Genomic DNA, 17,245 nt, shown 5'->3' on the forward strand with positions numbered 1-17,245 from the left:
ACGGTCATTCATGTCACGCGAAAAAGCCTATCTGACGACACCGATTTTCTATCCCAACGGCAAGCCGCATATCGGCCACGCCTATACGGTCATTGCAACCGATGCGCTGGCTCGCTTCCAGCGCCTTGACGGCAAGGACGTGTTCTTCCTCACTGGCACCGACGAACACGGTCTCAAGATGCAGCAGACGGCCGAGAAGGAAGGCATCACGCCGCTGGCGCTCGCCGACCGCAATTCGGCGATCTTCCGTTCGATGACCGAGACGGTCGGTGGCTCGAACGATGAGTACATCCGCACGACGGAACCACGCCACTACGCATCCTGCCAGGCGATCTGGAAGGCGATGGCGGCCAATGGCGACATCTATCTCGACCGCTACAGCGGCTGGTATTCGGTTCGCCAGGAAGCCTATTTCGAAGAGAGCGAAACCACGCTCGGCGATGACGGCGTGCGCCGCGAGCCGCTCGGCTCGCCTGTCGAATGGAATGAGGAAGAAAGCTATTTCTTCCGGCTTTCCGCCTATCAGGACAAATTGCTGGCGCTGTATGAAAACCAGCCCGATTTCATCGGTCCGTCCGAGCGCCGCAACGAGGTCGCGAGCTTCGTCAAATCCGGCCTCAAGGATATCTCGATCTCGCGCACCACATTCAATTGGGGCGTGCCGGTGCCCGGCGACGACAAGCACGTCATGTATGTCTGGGTCGATGCCTTGACCAACTACATCACCGCCGCCGGCTATCCCGACACAAAATCCGAGCAATGGCGCTACTGGCCGGCCACGCACATCATCGGCAAGGACATCGTCCGCTTCCACGCGGTCTACTGGCCGGCCTTCCTGATGTCGGCCGGCATCGAGCTGCCGAAGCGCGTGTTCGCCCACGGTTTCCTGTTCAACCGCGGCGAGAAAATGTCGAAATCGGTCGGCAACGTCGTCGACCCGTTCACCATGGTCGAGCACTATGGCCTCGACCAGGTGCGTTACTTCTTCCTGCGCGAGGTGCCGTTCGGCCAGGACGGCAGCTACAGCCATGATGCGATCGTCAACCGCACCAATGCCGACCTCGCCAATGGTCTCGGCAATCTGGCGCAGCGTTCGCTGTCGATGATCGCCAAGAACTGCGGCGGCGTGGTGCCGCAGCGCGGCGAACTGACTGATGCCGACAGCGCCATCCTCGATCAGGCGGTGGACGCGCTCGGCACAGCGCGCAAGACGATGTCGGAGCAGGGCATCCATTTGGCGCTGGCGGGGATCTTCAACGTGGTGGCGGAAGCCGATCGCTACTTCGCCTCGCAGGCGCCCTGGGCGCTGAAGAAGACCGACCCGGCGCGTATGGAAACGGTGCTGTGGACGACCGCCGAGCTCGTGCGGCGCGTGGCGCTGCTGTGCCAGCCCTACATTCCGGGGTCGGCGGCGAAGCTGCTCGACCTGCTGGCGGTGCCGACCGACACGCGCCAGTTCGCACATGTCCATGCCGACTATGCGCTGACGCCCGGCACGACATTGCCCGCGCCTGAGGGGGTGTTTCCGCGCTATGTCGAGCAGCCGGACGCGAACGCCTGATGCTGGTCGACAGTCACTGCCATCTGGATTTTCCTGATTTCGCCGAGGAGCGGGCGGCCATCGTCGCCCGCGCCAAGGCGGCCGGCATCGGCCGCATGGTGACGATCTCAACGCGCGTGAAGCGGTTTCCACAAGTGCTTGAGATCGCTGAAACTTTCGACGAAGTCTATTGCTCCGTCGGCACCCATCCGCACAATGCCGCCGAAGAGCTGGATGTGACGGTGGAGGATCTTGTCCGGCTGTCGGCGCACCCGAAAGTGGTGGCCATCGGCGAGGCCGGGCTGGATTACTTCTACGATCACGCGCCGCGCGATGCGCAGGCGCAGGGCTTTCGCACCCACATATCAGCCGCCCGCCAGACCGGCCTACCGCTGGTCATCCATTCGCGCGATGCCGACGACGACATGGCCGCAATCCTCGAGGACGAAACAGGGAAGGGCGCCTTCCCCTTCATTCTGCATTGTTTTTCCTCAGGGCGCCGGCTGGCCGAGATCGGTGTGGCGCTGGGCGGCTATGTCTCCTTCTCCGGCATCCTGACCTTCAAGAACTCGGCTGAGCTGCGCGCCATCGCCGCCGATGTGCCGCGTGACCGGCTGCTGGTCGAAACCGACGCGCCGTATCTGGCGCCGATGCCGTTTCGCGGCAAGCGCAACGAGCCTGCCTATGTCGCCAACACCGCCAGGGTGCTGGCCGAGACGATCGGCGTCAGCGAGGCCGAGATTGCCGCCATCACCACGGACAATGTCTTCCGCCTGTTCCGGAAAATGCCGGATATGCGGAGCGCCTGACGCATGAGCGACCGGCTGCGCCTTACCATTCTCGGCTGTGGCTCGTCGCCCGGCACGCCGCGCATCACCGGCGACTGGGGCAATTGCGATCCGGCCAATCCACGCAACCGGCGCATGCGCACGGCGGCACTGGTCGAGCGCATCGCGGCGAATGGCGGCAAGACCACGGTCGTCATCGACACCGGACCGGATTTCCGCGAGCAGATGCTGCTGGCGTCGGTCAAACGCATCGACGCTGTCATCTACACGCATCCGCATGCCGACCACATCCATGGCATAGACGATCTGCGCGGCTACGTGCTCGAGCAGCGCCACCTGATCGACGTCCACGCCGACCAGCCGACGATGCAGCGCCTGCGGCAGGCGTTCGGTTATTGCTTCGAGACGCCGCCGGGCAGCTCCTATCCGCCGATCGTGCGAGCGCACATCATCGATCATGCCACGCCGGTGGTGATCGAAGGCGAGGGCGGTGCCCTCACCCTCGAGCCGCTGCCGCAGATCCATGGCGACATCATATCGCTGGGTTTTCGCATCGGCGGGCTGGCCTATTGCCCTGACATCAGCGACTTCCCCGACACCACCGTCGAGCGCCTGCGCGGGCTGGACGTGCTGGTCATCGATGCGCTGCAGTACAACACGCATCCAAGCCATCTGTCGCTTGGCCAGGCGCTCGGCTGGATCGAGAAACTGGTGCCGAAGAATGCCGTGCTGACGCATATGCACGTGCCGCTCGACTACGCCACGGTGATGGCCGAGACAGCTGACAACGTCGAGCCGGCCTATGATGGCATGGTGATCGAAATCCCTTATGAGTCAGTGTGATACGAATAGCGCTTCATGAGGGCGTTCGGCTTTTCGGCCCGAATATCAGCAGCGTTCCAATCCTTTCATAGCCCATGCGGGGATAGAGCAGCGCCCCGGCATGCGTCGCCATCAGCACAGAGCACCGCGACCCATGAGCCTGGTCGTCGTGCAGCATTTTAGACATCAGTGCCTGGCCAATGCCGCGGCGCCGGTGCGAAGGTTCGACAAACATGGCCTCGCACCAAGTGGCGCCGACGGCATCCACGCTGCGCACGCGCCCGACAATGGCGTCGCCATCGACGGCCACATACTGGCGAAACGGCGCGCCGTCGCCGAGCAGATCGTCGGCGATCGGCCGTCTGCGTATGATCTTTCCCAATTGCGCCGCGCGCTCGGCTGTGCGCACGCGTTCGATCGAAACGACCGCGGGTGGGCTTGGAATCTGGCGCAATCGCTGGACGAAGAAGCCTTCCGTCCGCAAAAGCCGGTAACCGAGAGCCTTGTAGGCGGTTCGCACCGGCTGATCCGGCTCGTCGTTCGCGATCACCACGGAAACAGCAAAGCTCGGCCGCGCATACTGCCGCACGATTGTATCGGCTGCCTGAGCAGCGACGTCATGGACGACCCATTCTTCGCTGCGGTAGTAGCGCGCATTCTTGCGCTCGGCATCGCGCATCAGCCACAATGGCCCGACGCGGTTGGCCTCGTACGGAAAGGTGCGGCTTTTGCCGATGCTGTAGCCGTGCACGAACACCTCGATAGCCGCTTCGATCTCACGCTTTGCTGTCGTCATCCGTGCAGCGTAGCCTCGGCCATCAGTTCAAGGCAACATGGATCGATCGTGCCAAGCCTATGAAAATCCGCAGCAATTCCCAGCTGCAGGCCAATGCATCAGTTCCATAATCTATCTTATGCGACTTTCCGATGTGAGGACGGCTGGACGAGAAATTGCGGTCAGACCCTTTAAATCCAACATCAGAGCGAACAAGGTTGCGGCTCTTTCGCAGTTCTCCTTCCGAACTCTGCAGCCAGGAACTCCGACATGCCTCCGCATCCCAGCTTTCTCGATTTCCCCGAACATCTGTCCGGTGGCGCGCAACCGCGCATCGTGCTGTTCGGCGCGCCGCATGGCAGCACTTATCCCGGCGCCGATCCCCAGGGTTTCGCCGGCGCGGCAGCCGCCATCCGCGCCGCCAGCCAGGGCGATGTGCAGTTCCTCGACAGTTGGGACTTCGACCTTGGCGGCCCGCTCTTCGAAGGCCGTGAGACGTGCTGCGTCGATGCCGGCGATCTGCCGACGTCGGTCCTAGACAGTGCCGGAAACCGCCAGCTGATCGAACAGAAGACGCGAGCCATCCTTGCCGCCGGCGCCGCACCTCTGATGATCGGCGGCGAYGATTCCGTGCCMATYCCCTTCWTCGCCGGYTTTGCCGATMRYGGYCCRATCTGGATCYTGCAGATCGAYGCGCATATYGACTGGCGCGACGAGCGTTWTGGYGAGCCSWTGGGCTATTCCAGTACCATGCGCCGGGCGAGCGAGATGCCCCATGTCGTCGGCAGCGTGCAGGCGGGTATCCGCGGGCTTGGCAGTGCCCGGTCCCTGGAGGTCGAGACCGCCAGGCGTTGGGGCGCACACCTCGTCACCGCGCAGGAGATAAACACGAAGGGTATCGAAGCCGCCCTCAAGCACATACCTGAGGGCGCGCGCGTGCTCGTGACCCTCGATTGCGACGGGCTCGATCCCAGCGTGATGCCGGGCGTCGCCGGTCGCACGCCCGGCGGGCTGACCTATCAGCAGGCGATCGGACTGATCGAGGGAGTGAGCCAGCGTGGGCGCCTTGCCGGCTTCGACCTCATCGAATTCCAAACGCTTGCTGATATAGACGGCATTACGGCGCTCACCGCCGCGCGAATTCTCGTCAATGTGATCGGGCGCATCGTCAGGCAGGTTTGAACCCCTCATTTCCCCGACCGGTCCATTTGCATTGGCAGTACCGTTCGTCGTAGCCATCAGGCCGTTTGATTTCAGAGGAGACGGGAGCATGGAGCGGTTCACCGGCGGTTGCCTGTGCGGCAACGTCCGACTTGTGGCGTCTGGCGCCCCGTACCGGGTCGGCATTTGTCACTGTCTCGACTGCCGCAAGCATCATGGCGCCCTCTTCTACGCTGCGGCGGTGTTCCCCCAGAATGCGGTGACCATCGAGGGCGAAACACGCGACTACCTCGGGCGATTTTTCTGCCCCCATTGCGGCTCGTCCGTCTTCGCACGCAGCGCCGACGAAATCGAAGTGCATCTGGGATCCCTGGATGCTCCTGACCAATTGATACCAACCTACGAAAGCTGGACCGTCCGTCGCGAGTCCTGGTTGCCGCCGTTTCCGCTTACGAGACGATACGAGCGCGGTCGTGACGCCACGGGCCGCTCTGAGGAGTAGTTCGCACGGACAGCGCCTTCATGCGCCGGCGCGTCACGCCGGCAGGCCAGCCTTGCGGAAGCCATCAACGAAATGCTCGAGCATAGCGTCGTCACGGAACGGCTCCGTCGCCACCCAGTGGCGGGTTGTGAAATGCGGGTTGCTGACGAGGAACATTTCAACTTCCGCGCGCGCCTCATCGAGCCGGCCGAGTTGCGCAAGGCTTGCCGCCAGGAAACGGCGTGAGCTGGTACGATAGGTCTCGTCCCTGCGCAATGTCTCGACCGCGGCCTCGTAATCGCGCGCCGCATATTGCGCCTGGCCGAGCGTCAGATAGTACCAGCTTGCCGGAAACGGGTTCAGCCGGAACGCCTTGCGAATCTGCTCGAGCCCCTCCTCCACCCGCCCGCCCAGGATCGTGATGTCGGACAATGTCGCCCAGGCGTCGGCCTCGTTGGGGTCGAGCTCGAAGGCCTTGGCGAACTCCGTATCCGCCTCGGCGAAGCGGCGTTCATAGGCAAGCAGGTTGCCCAGCACCCAATGGCAGCCGGCATCGTTGGGGTCGATCGCCACGGCTTTGCGCGCCAACTCCAGGGCAATGCTGCGGTTGGGTTCAATGGGTTCGCCCCAATGCACCCATCCCATCCAGTGGTTCATGGCGAGCCAGCGATAGGCTTCGGCGTAGTCGGGATCGAGTGAAACCGCGCGCGTGAGCATCAGATGCGCCTCCCGTGCCGTCTGCGGCGAGTCATCGATCAGCTTGCGCGCCCGCACGCAGAGGTCGTAGGCCTCGAGATTTTGGGGTCGATTGCGCGGCGGCGGCGCGCGCAGCCGGCCGAGCAACGCCTCCACGATCTTGGCCGTCACCTCGTCCTGGACGGCAAAGATGTCTTCCAGGCTGCGATCGAAGCGTTCCGCCCAAAGATGCTCGCCGCTCTTCGCGTCGACCAGCTGGGCGTTGATGCGCACGCGCCCCGCGGCGCGTCTTGCGCTACCCTCCAGCAGATAGCGCACACCAAGATCCTCAGCGATCTGACGCACGTCCATCGCCTTTCCCTTGTAGGCAAAGGTCGAGTTGCGCGCGATGACGAACAGGCCGGAGATCCTCGACAGGTCGGTGATCAGGTCTTCGGTCAACCCATCCGCGAAGGCCCCCTGCTCGGGATCGTTGCTGAAATTGACGAAGGGCAGCACGGCTATCGATGGCTTGTCGGGCAGCGGCAAGGGTTTTCGCTTCACGCCAGCAAGCTGTTCGACGGCCCCCGTGAAGCGGTAGCCGACGCGCGGAACCGTGGAGATCCATTCGCCTTCGGCGGCCGGACCCAGCAGCTTGCGCAGCTGCGCGATCTGGACGGTGAGGTTGCCTTCCTCGACGGCCGTGCCCGGCCACGCCGCATCCATCAACTCGGCCTTGCCAAGGATTTCACCCGGCCGTCCGACGAGCGCCGCAAGCAGCCTCAGCCCGCGGTAGCCAACGGCAACGGGAACATTGTCCCGAAGCAGCGTTCCCGCAACCGGATCAAACACGAACGGACCAAAGGCAAAGCGCGATCCCTGCATAAGGCGCATCTATAGCCGGTTTGGAACTTTTGAGAACTATTTGGGAGGGCTTAAGTACCGCGCCGTCCGTATCCGGCAGAATTCAGCCTCATTCAGGTCGAGGGCCCTCCGGACTCTCAACCCATATGGAGGTTGCCATGACCAATACCTGTACATCAGTTGTCTGTCAGGCGGCGCAGCCGGCAACGCCGGCGTCGCGTCGGCAGCTGACGACCCTGCGAAGCCTTATCGCGACCTGGCGCGATGGGAGCTGGCGCGAGCGGATATACTTTCGCTGGCAACTCAGGCAAATGGCCAAGGACAATCCGCATCTGATCGACGATATCGGCCTGACGAAACGGCAGGTCGAGGCGGAGATCGCCAAGCGCTTCTGGCAAGCATAAGGCGAATGCTGCAACCACACGGGAGCGCCCGACCGCGCTGTGTACCGCGTCTATCGCAGATGGATTTGATAGCTCAGCACGCGCTTCTCGGCCGGCGCAATCAGCATGATGCCCGGCTTGTCGGTGAACGCGCCATCGAAATCCGCCGGGCTTGCGATGCCGTGCCAGGGTTCGATGCACAGGAACGGCGCACCGCCCGGCTTGGACCAGATGCCGAGTTCCTGAAATCCCTGCCACGACACCTCGATCGCCGGGCCGTGGTTGGCGGCGTAGCGCACGCTGCTGCTGGCCGGTCGATCCATGATGACGGCATCCTCGTCAAACAGCCGTTCGGACAGCGCGAGAACCTTGCCTTCGACAGGCGTCGGCTGTGGCGCGGCCAGCAGCAAGCCGTCTTTCAGCCGGCGGATCGGCGCAGGCTCGGCATTGGCAAAGTCCAGCCGGTAGGCTTCCTTGGGCAGTTCCGGCAGCAATGGCCAGTTGAACGCCGGATGCGCCCCGATCGACGCCGGCAGCGGCTCGTCGCCGGTGTTGGTGATGTCGAAGGTCACACCAAGTTGCCGGGGCTCGAGCGTATAGGTCACGGCAAGGCGAAAGGCGAACGGATAGCGTGCGCGGCTATCGGCGTCATCGGTCAGAACCAGCGTGCAGGATCGAGACCCCCTCTCCGCCCAGACAAACCGGTTGTCACGAGCAAATCCGTGTTGCGTCATCGGATAGACTTGGCCTTGGTGGCGCAGTTGATCTCCCTTCAGCCGGCCGACGATCGGAAACAGCACTGGCGAATGACGCCGCCAGGCCGGACCCGCCTGCCAAAGGAACTCGACCACTTCAGTGTTTCGAAGCGAAACCAGTTCGGCGCCCTGCGCGACTATGGTCGCCGAGATGCCGTCGGCCTCCAGTGTTTGACTGTCCTGTGACACTTTCCCTCGCGCGGCAGATCTGTTGGTTGGTGTGGCCGGCAGGTTAGCAAAAGCCTCAAGGGACTCAAACAGTACAGATAGTTTGCTGCAGTTCGGAAGCGACTCGTCTGGTCGTTCGGCCTGGCGCACATGAAAGCACTGGCGAAGCGCGGCCGATTTGCGTATCACTCCGCCGCCAACGGAACCGCGCCGATGTTCGAAGACCTTCAGCCTGCCCCCACGGACAAGATCCTTGCCCTGATCGGCCTCTATCGCGCCGATCCACGCCCCGGCAAGGTCGACCTCGGCGTTGGCGTCTACAAGGATCGCGACGGCAAGACGCCGGTCATGCGCGCCGTGCGCGAGGCTGAAAAGCGGCTGCTGCAAAGCCAGGACACCAAGACCTATCTCGGCCTTGCCGGCGACACCGCTTTCAACACGGTGATGGCGAAGCTGGCCTTTGGCCCCGCGGCCGACCTGACGCGCATTCGCGCCGCGCAGGCGCCGGGCGGCTCCGGCGCGTTGCGGCTGGTGGCCGAATTGCTGAAGCGCACGCGCTCCGATGCCACGATCTGGCTGTCGGACCCGACATGGCCGAACCACATGCCGGTGATGCGTGCCGCTGGCCTGCAGATCCGCGAGTATCCCTATTTTGACGCCGCCACCGGTGCCGTGCGCTTCGCCGACATGCTGGCTGCGCTACGCACCGCAAAGAGCAGCGACGTCGTGCTGCTGCACGGTTGCTGCCACAACCCGACTGGCGCCAATCTCGACATCACGCAGTGGGCCGAGATCGCCGATCTCTTGGTCGAGCGCGGCCTGCTGCCCTTTGTCGACATTGCCTATCAGGGCTTTGGCGAGGGCCTCGATGCCGACGCCGCCGGCCTGCGCCTGCTGGCCACAAAAGTTCCGGAAATGGTCGTCGCCTCGAGCTGCTCGAAGAACTTTGCCGTCTATCGCGACCGCGTCGGCGCGGCGATGGTCCTGGCCAAGAACGGCGCGCAAGCCGATGTGGCGATGAGCCAGATGCTGTCAGCGGCGCGCGCCATGTATTCGATGCCGCCGGACCACGGCGCTGCCGCGGTGCGCATCGTGCTTGAAGACGACACGCTGCGCGCCGACTGGGAAGCGGAGCTGGAAGACATGCGCCTGCGCATGCTCAGGCTTCGCGTGGCGTTCGCTGAGGCGCTGCGGCGGCAGTCCAATTCAGACCGCTTCGATTTCGTCGCCAGCCATCGCGGCATGTTTTCCCGGCTTGGCCTCAGCGAAGCGCAGGTCGAGCGGTTGCGCGCCGAACATGGCGTCTACATGGTCGGCGACAGCCGCATCAACGTCGCCGGCCTGCCGGAGGACGGCATGGATGACCTGGCCAAGGCGATCGTCTCCGTCCTCGACTGACACGGCTCGTCCTGCTCAACTGTGGACAATGCGCCCTCGCCGGCTGACGGCATTGGCCGCGCGACCGGGTGCAGGATAGCATCCGGCCGATGAAACCTTCGCAAGACATTTCCCGGCTGATCGAGATCATGGCGGCGTTGCGGGCGCCGAAGACCGGCTGTCCGTGGGACATCGAGCAGGATTTCTCAACCATCGCGCCCTACACGATCGAGGAAGCCTATGAGGTCGCGGATGCCATCGCGCGCGGCGATCTCGACGACCTGCGCGACGAGCTCGGCGACCTCCTACTACAGGTCGTCTATCACGCGCAAATGGCTGAGGAAGTTGGGGAGTTCGCCTTCGGCGATGTCGTACAGGCCATCACCACAAAGATGATCCGCCGCCATCCGCATGTCTTCGGCGACGAAGAGGCGCGCAGCGCCGGTATGGCCAAGGGCATGTGGGAAAAGATCAAGGCGCAAGAGAAGGCGGAAAAGCGAAGCGCCCGCCTTGCCCGCGGGCTCGACCCCGAGGATAACGGCAAAGGCTTTCTGGACAGCGTGCCGGTCGCCCTGCCCGCGCTGACCCGCGCGCTCAAACTTCAGGAGAAGGCGGCCCGCGTCGGCTTTGACTGGAGCGAGGCAGCACCGATCCTCGACAAGATCGAGGAGGAAATCGGTGAATTGCGCGAGGCGCTGGCCAAGGGCGACACCGCCTCGATCAAGGACGAATTCGGCGACATGCTGTTTGCGGTCGTCAATCTCGGCCGCCACCTCAAGCTCGATTCCGAAGCGGCGCTCAGCGGCACCAATGAAAAATTCCGCTCGCGCTTCCACTATGTCGAGCGCGCGCTGGAAAGCTCCGGCAGCACGCTGGAAAAGGCGACTCTGGACGAAATGGAAGCACTCTGGCAGCAAGCCAAGAGCGCTAAATAAAAGCCGCTAACCGTTGTTTTTACGGTGCAAACGGCTTTCGATCTCTTGTTTGGCGCTGTGCGTGGCCATGAGCGAGATGGTTGTGCTGCCATCCTCGTTGTCGGCGCGCGATACGATGTCGCCATTGCGGTAGAGCCAGTCGACAAGCCCGAACTGCGCCGGTTTGATCGTCACGGTCAACTCCTCCAGTTCGCCCGACATCCGTGTCTCGATGATCGCCTTCAGCGCATCGATGCCCTCACCGGTAACCGCCGATATGGCGACCGGCGGCGCCTTGCCGTCAGCACCGTCGGCAAGCAGCCTCGCCCGGTTGCCTTCGTCGAGCCGGTCGATCTTGTTCCAGACTTCGATGACGCGCTTGGCGTCGCCGGCATCGACACCGAGATCGGCCAGGATGCGCTCGACATCCTCCGCCTGCGCGGCGGTGTCGGGATCGGAGATGTCGCGCAGATGGATGACGAGGTCGGCCTCGACCACCTCTTCCAGCGTTGCCCGGAAGGCGGCGACCAGATGCGTCGGCAGATCCGAGATGAAACCGACCGTGTCCGAAAGGATGATCGGCGTGCCATGAGGCAGGCGCACCCGGCGCAGCGTCGGGTCTAGCGTGGCGAACAGCATATCCTCCGCCAGCACGTCTGCTCCGGTCACCTTGTTGAACAGCGTCGACTTGCCGGCATTGGTGTAGCCGACGATCGCAACCACCGGGAACGGCACCTTCCTGCGCTTGGCGCGGTGCAGGTCACGCGTGCGCCGCACCGTTTCCAGCTCGTGCTTCAGCTTTATGATCTTTTCCTGCAACTGCCGCCGGTCGGACTCGATCTGCGTTTCGCCGGGGCCGCCGAGGAAGCCGGCGCCACCGCGCTGGCGTTCCAGGTGGGTCCAGCTGCGTACGAGCCGGCCCTTCTGGTAGTTGAGATGTGCAAGCTCGACCTGCAGCGTGCCTTCCTTGGTCCGCGCGCGCTCGCCGAAGATCTCGAGGATCAGCCCGGTGCGGTCCAACACCTTGGCGTTCATCTCTTTTTCGAGATTGCGCTGCTGCACCGGCGTCAGCGGATGGTCGACGATGACCACTTCCGCATGCCCCTCTTTGACGATCTCGGCGAACTCCGCGACCTTGCCGCTGCCGAGCAAGGTCGCCGGGCGTGGATCGTTGACGGTCACCACAGCCGTGTGGATCAGATCGAGGTTGATGGCGCGCGCAAGGCCGACCGCTTCGTCATGGCGGGCCTCGGCCGAACGCGTCAGCCGTGGACGGTTCGTCTCGTCGTCATTGCGCTGGTGGCGGGTAAGGACGGGCACAATGACAACGGCCCGGGTCGGGCCCTTGGCTTCCGTCCCGGGATGATGCGTTGGTTTTCCGCGAACTGTAGCGTCCGCGTCTTTCTCACGTGCCAATCAGGCGCCCTGGCTTTCCTCGCCATCGAACATCTGAACCGGCTGGCTCGGCATGATCGTGGAAATGGCGTGCTTGTAGACGAGTTGAGAATGACCGTCACGCCGCAGCAGGACACAGAAATTGTCGAACGAAGTGACCACGCCGGTCAGCTTGACGCCGTTGATCAGGAAGATGGTGAGTGGGTTCTTGCTCTTGCGAACTGAGTTCAGGAACAGGTCCTGAAGGTTTTGCGATCGTTCCGCCATTGTTCTTGTCTTTCGCCGATCCCCTTCGGTTTGCAGCCCAGTGCGCCAAACTAAACGGCACATGTCAAGCGCGCAAACCCCCTCTTGCCGTCAGTAACGACAAGCAGAACGAGATATATTGATGTGCATTCCACCTGTGCGGTTATCAGGCTGGACTTTTTTCCGCAATGTCAAAAAAGGCCTGCCGCAACGAAAGTGTCACAGAACCGGGATGTCCGTTGGCGACCGGATCGCCATCGATGACCACGACAGGCATGGCAATTGTCGTCGCTGAACTGATGAAAGCCTCGCGCGCGGCCTTGGCCTCAGTGACCGAAAAACCCCGTTCCTCGATCTTTAAGCCGAGCTTGGCTGCCACCTCGAACAGCGTCGTGCGGGTGATGCCGCGCAGGATGCCATGCTCGGCCGGCCTGGTGACCAGAACACCATCCCGCGTGACGATCCAGGCGTTCGATGAGCCGCCTTCCTTGACGTTGCCATCGGTGTCGACAAACCACGCTTCCTGGGCGCCGGCTTCCTTGGCCTTCTGCTTGGCCAATACATTGGGCAGCAGCCCGACCGTCTTGATGTCGACCCTGTCCCACCGGTTCTCGGGCACGGTGATGACGGCGATGCCGGTCTCGCCTCGCTTTGCTCCAGCCGCCGGATCGGCCTTCCTGGCGGTCACCACCAGGGACGGCTTGGTGTCAGCCGACGGGAAGACAAAGTCGCGGCTGGCGACGCCGCGCGTCACCTGGACATAAACCAGGCCGTTGGTGACGTGGTTGCGGTTGACCACTTCGCGCAGGATGAGCGGCAGCACACCTTGGGTGACCGGCCAGGCAATCGACAATTCGCTAAGCGAGCGGTTCAGCCGTGCGAGATGGCGCGGCATGTCGACGATGAAGCCGCGTGCCACCTCGCAGACCTCGTAGACGCCGTCGGCGAACTGATAGCCACGGTCTTCAATATGCACGGCAGCGTCGGCATGGGCGACGTAGCGTCCGTTCACATAGGCAATGCGCGGCATTCAGAAACCCTCGAGAATAGTCCCGGCTGTCTTTAGGCGATTCCGCCGCCGCCGTAACCGACAATTGCGTGGGCCACGGCGAGCTGGGCCGATCAGACGCCCAGCGACTTCAACTTGCGGTGAAGTGCGGAACGCTCCATGCCGATGAACTCGGCCGTCTTCGAGATGTTGCCGCCAAAACGGTTGATCTGGGCGATCAGATAGTCCTTCTCGAACTGTTCGCGTGCTTCACGCAGCGGCAGTGCCATGATGTGCTGATCCGACTGGTTTGGCGTGCGTGGCATGACATCGCCGATTTCAGCCGGCAAAAGGTCGGCGGTGATCGGCGCATCGACATCGTCGCCACGCGCCAGGATCATCAGCCGCTCGACATTGTTGCGCAGCTGGCGGACGTTGCCGGGCCAGTTGTGCGCCTGCAGCACCGCCAGCGCATCATCGCCGATGCGACGAGGCCGGATGCCGGCCTGGCGCGCAATCTGCTTCATGAAATTGTCGACCAGATAGGGGATGTCCTCGCGCCGCTCGGCCAGCCCCGGCACCATGACCGGAACCACCGCCAGGCGATGATAGAGATCCTCGCGGAAACGGCCGTCGGCGATCATCGCCTCCAGGTTCTGCGAGGTCGACGAAATGATGCGGACATCGACCTTGACCCGCTTGGTCCCGCCTACCCGCTCGAATTGCTGCTCGACCAGCACGCGCAGGATCTTGTTCTGCGTCTCGCGCGGCATGTCGGCCACTTCGTCGATATAGAGGATACCGCGATGCGCTTCTTCCAGCGCCCCGACCTTGCGCTCGACACCGTTGGATTCGGTGCCGAACAGCTCGATTTCCATGCGCTCGGGCGTGATGTTGGCGGCACTCAGCGTCACGAACGGTGCGCCCTTGCGCGCCGACAGCGTGTGGATGGCACGCGCCGCCAGTTCCTTGCCCGAACCGGAGGGGCCGATGATCATGACGCGGCTGTTGGTCGGCGCGACGCGCTCGATGGTCTGCCGCAACTGGCTCATCGCCGACGACATGCCGATCAGGTCGAAGGTTTCGCCGCTGCGCTGCTTGAGATCCGAAACCTCGCGTCTCAATTTGGAGGTCTCGAGCGCGCGTTCGGCAATCAGGATCAGCCTGTCGGCCTTGAACGGTTTCTCGATGAAATCGTAGGCGCCACGGCGAATGGCGGACACCGCCGTTTCGATGTTGCCATGGCCGGAGATCATCACCACCGGCAAGGTCGGGTGCATGGTCTTGATCTCGTCAAGCAATGCAAGGCCGTCGAGACGCGAGCCCTGCAGCCAGATGTCGAGGAAAATCAACCGTGGCGCCCGGTCGGCGATCGCCGCCAGCGCGCTGTCGGCATCGAATGCCGTGCGGGTTTCATGACCTTCGTCGCTCAAAATGCCCGCGACGAGTTCACGGATGTCTTCCTCGTCATCGACGATGAGAATATCAGACGCCATTACCGACCTTTTCAGTTTCTCTTTCGTGTTCCGCCCTGCCCTCGCCACGCGACGGCGCGGCAGCAGTGGCGGCGGCGGCGGGCGGCAGGATGATGCTGATCATCGCGCCGCGCCCTTCGTGGAAATCCTTTGGAGCGTCATGCAGTTCGAGCCGTCCGCCATGGTCCTCCACGATCTTCTTGACGATTGCCAGACCGAGCCCGGTGCCCTTCTCGCGTGTCGTCATATAGGGCTCGAGCAGCCGTTGGCGATTCTCGCGCGGCAAACCTTTGCCATTGTCGATGACATCGATTCTGATTGCGCCATTCTGGCGCCCGGCTTGAATCCGGATTATGCCGTGCGGGCGGTCATTTTGATCAAGTCCGTCAATGGCCTCGGCGGCGTTCTTGATGACGTTGCCGAAAGCCTGCGCCATCAGGCGGCTGTCGAACGTGCCCTTCAGCGGCTCGTTGCCGAAGACGCGTTCGAAAGCGATGTCGGCACGGCTCACCTCGACCAGGAACGAAGCCTCACGCAACGATTCGCGCAAGTCGATAGCCTTCATCTCGGGCTTCGGCATGCGGGCAAAAGCCGAGAATTCGTCGACCATGCGACCGATGTCCTCGACCTGCCGGATGATCGTGTCGGTGCACTGGTCGAAAATTTCGCGGTCCTCGGTGATGACCTTGCCGAAGCGGCGTTTGATGCGCTCGGCCGAAAGCTGGATCGGCGTCAGCGGATTCTTGATCTCGTGGGCGATGCGCCGCGCCACGTCGGCCCAGGCCGACGAACGCTGCGCCTGGACCAGGTCGGTGATGTCGTCGACCGTCACCACATAGGATTTTTCTTCCGACCCGTCGTCGCCGGCCTCGATGGTGATCTGCACGTTGAAGGTCCGCTCGGCACCGGCGCGATAGAAGGTCACCTGCTCGCGGTAGACCGGCTTGCCCGACTTGCGGCCGATCTCGAAAACGCGGCCGACATGCGGCAGCACCGCGGAAAGGTTCTGCCCGAGCGCTCCGGTTGCCGATATGGCCAGCATCGTCTCGGCTGATTTGTTGACGATGGTGACGATGCCGTAAGGGTCGACGCCGATGACGCCGGCGGTAACGCCGGCAAGCACCGCTTCCGAAAAGCGCCGGCGCTCGTCGATCAAATCCTTGGCGGAGAGGATCTCGTTGCGCTGCGATTTCAGCTCCAGCAGCATCTTGTTGAACGTATCGCCGAGCGATGCGACATCGCCGTCGGAAGGTCGAACGGCGACGGCGACGTCGAGATTGCCGGTCGCAACCTCGTCAGCCGCACCGATCAGCTGGCGGATTGGCCGCACCAGGCGGTCGGCGACCGCAATGCCGGTCCAGATGGCCGACAGGATGATGATCAGCGTCAAGGACAGATAGGGAAGCGCAAACGCCACCTGTGACGTGCGGCGATTTTCTTCCAGGCCGCGATATTCTGCGGTGTTGGACTGGACGATCTGCCGCGCCTTGATGACTTCGGGATCGACGAGGCGAATGGTGTAGAGATAGAGCCCTTCGATCTCGCGCAACTTGACGATGGCGCCCATGATGTTGCGGGTCTTTGGTTCGATCAGCACCGGCTTGCCGTCGGCAGCGCTGGCTACGGCACCTTCCGGCGGCTCGGGCATGGCGAAATCCGTGTCGGTCTTGGCGCTCATGACGAACGAGCCGTCAGGCTTGATCAGCGCCGCATGGGCCAATGTTCGTCCGACGGCTTCCTTGTTCATGAGGTCGAGAAAGCCAGTCCTATCGAGGCCGTAGAGCGTGCGCGACGCATCGAGGTCATAGGCCATCGACAGTGTCGTACCCTGCAGATTGCGGGCGTTTTCCTGCACATAGGCATCGGCGATCGACAGCGACGAATTGACGATCGTCTTGGTGCGGATCTCGAACCAGCGGTCGAGGCCGATATCGAGCGTGATCGAGGCGATGATGGCCACCATGATGGCGGGAATGGCAGCGACCAACGCAAACATCGCCACGATGCGCACATGCAACCGCGACGCCGCCTTGCCGTGCCGGCGCGCCATCGCGATGCGATGCACCTCGCGGCCAACCAACGCGATCAGGAACAGGACGAAGGTGGCATTGAGCGCAATAAGCGCCAGCGTCGTCTTCTCGTCCGGTGTGATCGGCGTGGCGCCGACGAGAATGGCAAACGAGATCGCGGCCGTAATCAGCGCACCGGCAATTGCAACCACGCCGGGCAACGCAAGCAGCCGGCGCCCATCCCTTGCGCCGGGTTCGCTGAAAAGCGGTTCGTTCAGTGTCGGAGCCTGCGGAGCCATGTCGCCGTCTGGAGCCATTGATTGCGTCGGATGTATGCAACGCATTGTGGCGATTATGCAACAAGTGTGGCCGAGACGGAAATCTTTCGGCGCTCGATCCCCGGAAAAACGGCGGGCCTACACCCTTTCG

16 protein-coding genes are annotated in these 17,245 nt (G+C 63.0%); 8 read left to right on the top strand and 8 right to left on the bottom strand.

Annotated features, from left to right (window positions below):
* Positions 1–10: 10 nt before the first annotated feature.
* Genes metG through AC1DXN_RS21745 form a run of 3 tightly spaced genes read left to right on the top strand, consistent with a single transcriptional unit; the run spans position 11 to position 3,171 of the window.
* Positions 11–1,561: a methionine--tRNA ligase gene (metG, locus tag AC1DXN_RS21735; RefSeq protein ID WP_477276088.1), complete on the top strand. Its 1,551-nt coding sequence runs from the start codon at positions 11–13 to the stop codon at positions 1,559–1,561.
* Positions 1,561–2,349 carry a TatD family hydrolase gene (locus tag AC1DXN_RS21740; protein WP_477276086.1) on the top strand — a complete coding sequence of 263 codons (789 nt, stop codon included), beginning with the start codon at positions 1,561–1,563 and terminating at the stop codon, positions 2,347–2,349. The genes metG and AC1DXN_RS21740 overlap by 1 nt, the downstream gene beginning before the upstream one ends.
* 3 nt (positions 2,350–2,352) lie before the next feature.
* Positions 2,353–3,171 (top strand): MBL fold metallo-hydrolase, encoded by an 819-nt coding sequence (locus tag AC1DXN_RS21745; protein WP_477276084.1) that lies wholly within the window; start codon positions 2,353–2,355, stop codon positions 3,169–3,171.
* A 13-nt stretch (positions 3,172–3,184) separates the two neighbouring features.
* Here AC1DXN_RS21745 and AC1DXN_RS21750 read toward each other — a convergent pair whose 3' ends face one another.
* Positions 3,185–3,946, bottom strand: coding sequence for a GNAT family N-acetyltransferase (locus AC1DXN_RS21750; RefSeq protein WP_477276082.1), 762 nt, complete (start codon positions 3,944–3,946; stop codon positions 3,185–3,187).
* A 249-nt stretch (positions 3,947–4,195) separates the two neighbouring features.
* Here AC1DXN_RS21750 and AC1DXN_RS21755 point away from each other — a divergent pair, with 249 nt between their 5' ends.
* Together AC1DXN_RS21755 and AC1DXN_RS21760 are read left to right on the top strand one after the other, a co-directional pair.
* Positions 4,196–5,107 (top strand): arginase family protein, encoded by a 912-nt coding sequence (locus tag AC1DXN_RS21755; protein ID WP_477421656.1) that lies wholly within the window; start codon positions 4,196–4,198, stop codon positions 5,105–5,107.
* Between the two features lie 88 nt (positions 5,108–5,195).
* Positions 5,196–5,588, top strand: coding sequence for a GFA family protein (locus AC1DXN_RS21760; RefSeq protein WP_477276078.1), 393 nt, complete (start codon positions 5,196–5,198; stop codon positions 5,586–5,588).
* Between the two features lie 33 nt (positions 5,589–5,621).
* Here the strand turns inward: AC1DXN_RS21760 and AC1DXN_RS21765 are convergent, their stop codons facing one another.
* Positions 5,622–7,136, bottom strand: coding sequence for a winged helix-turn-helix domain-containing tetratricopeptide repeat protein (locus tag AC1DXN_RS21765; protein ID WP_477276076.1), 1,515 nt, complete (start codon positions 7,134–7,136; stop codon positions 5,622–5,624).
* 128 nt (positions 7,137–7,264) lie between these two features.
* On the opposite strand from AC1DXN_RS21765, the gene AC1DXN_RS21770 reads away from it, so the two are divergent.
* Positions 7,265–7,510, top strand: coding sequence for a DUF1127 domain-containing protein (locus AC1DXN_RS21770; RefSeq protein WP_477276074.1), 246 nt, complete (start codon positions 7,265–7,267; stop codon positions 7,508–7,510).
* Positions 7,511–7,560: 50 nt separating this feature from the next.
* Here the strand turns inward: AC1DXN_RS21770 and AC1DXN_RS21775 are convergent, their stop codons facing one another.
* On the bottom strand, positions 7,561–8,433 hold the full coding sequence (locus AC1DXN_RS21775) for an aldose 1-epimerase family protein (RefSeq protein ID WP_477276266.1): 873 nt from the start codon (positions 8,431–8,433) through the stop codon (positions 7,561–7,563).
* Positions 8,434–8,625: 192 nt separating this feature from the next.
* Here AC1DXN_RS21775 and AC1DXN_RS21780 point away from each other — a divergent pair, with 192 nt between their 5' ends.
* Both AC1DXN_RS21780 and mazG read left to right on the top strand, forming a co-directional pair.
* Entirely contained in the window at positions 8,626–9,810 is a 1,185-nt protein-coding gene (locus tag AC1DXN_RS21780) for an amino acid aminotransferase (protein ID WP_477276072.1), read from the top strand.
* 89 nt (positions 9,811–9,899) lie between these two features.
* Positions 9,900–10,724: a nucleoside triphosphate pyrophosphohydrolase gene (gene mazG, locus AC1DXN_RS21785; protein WP_477276070.1), complete on the top strand. Its 825-nt coding sequence runs from the start codon at positions 9,900–9,902 to the stop codon at positions 10,722–10,724.
* A 6-nt stretch (positions 10,725–10,730) separates the two neighbouring features.
* Here the strand turns inward: mazG and hflX are convergent, their stop codons facing one another.
* The 5 genes from hflX to AC1DXN_RS21810 form a co-directional block, all read right to left on the bottom strand.
* Entirely contained in the window at positions 10,731–12,119 is a 1,389-nt protein-coding gene (gene hflX, locus AC1DXN_RS21790; RefSeq protein WP_477246780.1) for a GTPase HflX, read from the bottom strand.
* Entirely contained in the window at positions 12,120–12,365 is a 246-nt protein-coding gene (hfq, locus tag AC1DXN_RS21795) for an RNA chaperone Hfq (RefSeq protein WP_006202172.1), read from the bottom strand.
* 145 nt (positions 12,366–12,510) lie between these two features.
* A complete protein-coding gene (locus AC1DXN_RS21800; RefSeq protein WP_477276068.1) occupies positions 12,511–13,374 on the bottom strand; it encodes a D-amino-acid transaminase in 864 nt (287 codons plus the stop codon).
* A 92-nt stretch (positions 13,375–13,466) separates the two neighbouring features.
* A complete protein-coding gene (gene ntrX, locus AC1DXN_RS21805; RefSeq protein WP_477246777.1) occupies positions 13,467–14,828 on the bottom strand; it encodes a nitrogen assimilation response regulator NtrX in 1,362 nt (453 codons plus the stop codon).
* A complete protein-coding gene (locus tag AC1DXN_RS21810) occupies positions 14,818–17,115 on the bottom strand; it encodes a sensor histidine kinase NtrY-like (RefSeq protein WP_477246775.1) in 2,298 nt (765 codons plus the stop codon). Before AC1DXN_RS21810 ends, ntrX begins: the two co-directional genes overlap by 11 nt.
* Positions 17,116–17,245: the final 130 nt, after the last annotated feature.

The organism is Mesorhizobium sp. P2_H9, assembly GCF_056403215.1.

What these genes read in the sequence shown, in the direction of transcription:
- AC1DXN_RS21780 (WP_477276072.1), top strand. Translation starts at nt 8,626, where the DNA reads ATGTTCGAAGACCTTCAGCCTGCCCCCACGGACAAGATCCTTGCCCTG.
- AC1DXN_RS21770 (WP_477276074.1), top strand. Translation starts at nt 7,265, where the DNA reads ATGACCAATACCTGTACATCAGTTGTCTGTCAGGCGGCGCAGCCGGCA.
- AC1DXN_RS21810 (WP_477246775.1), bottom strand. Translation starts at nt 17,115, where the DNA reads ATGGCTCCGCAGGCTCCGACACTGAACGAACCGCTTTTCAGCGAACCC.
- AC1DXN_RS21800 (WP_477276068.1), bottom strand. Translation starts at nt 13,374, where the DNA reads ATGCCGCGCATTGCCTATGTGAACGGACGCTACGTCGCCCATGCCGAC.
- AC1DXN_RS21750 (WP_477276082.1), bottom strand. Translation starts at nt 3,946, where the DNA reads ATGACGACAGCAAAGCGTGAGATCGAAGCGGCTATCGAGGTGTTCGTG.
- AC1DXN_RS21745 (WP_477276084.1), top strand. Translation starts at nt 2,353, where the DNA reads ATGAGCGACCGGCTGCGCCTTACCATTCTCGGCTGTGGCTCGTCGCCC.
- ntrX (WP_477246777.1), bottom strand. Translation starts at nt 14,828, where the DNA reads ATGGCGTCTGATATTCTCATCGTCGATGACGAGGAAGACATCCGTGAA.
- hfq (WP_006202172.1), bottom strand. Translation starts at nt 12,365, where the DNA reads ATGGCGGAACGATCGCAAAACCTTCAGGACCTGTTCCTGAACTCAGTT.
- metG (WP_477276088.1), top strand. Translation starts at nt 11, where the DNA reads ATGTCACGCGAAAAAGCCTATCTGACGACACCGATTTTCTATCCCAAC.
- AC1DXN_RS21765 (WP_477276076.1), bottom strand. Translation starts at nt 7,136, where the DNA reads ATGCGCCTTATGCAGGGATCGCGCTTTGCCTTTGGTCCGTTCGTGTTT.
- AC1DXN_RS21740 (WP_477276086.1), top strand. Translation starts at nt 1,561, where the DNA reads ATGCTGGTCGACAGTCACTGCCATCTGGATTTTCCTGATTTCGCCGAG.
- AC1DXN_RS21760 (WP_477276078.1), top strand. Translation starts at nt 5,196, where the DNA reads ATGGAGCGGTTCACCGGCGGTTGCCTGTGCGGCAACGTCCGACTTGTG.
- mazG (WP_477276070.1), top strand. Translation starts at nt 9,900, where the DNA reads ATGAAACCTTCGCAAGACATTTCCCGGCTGATCGAGATCATGGCGGCG.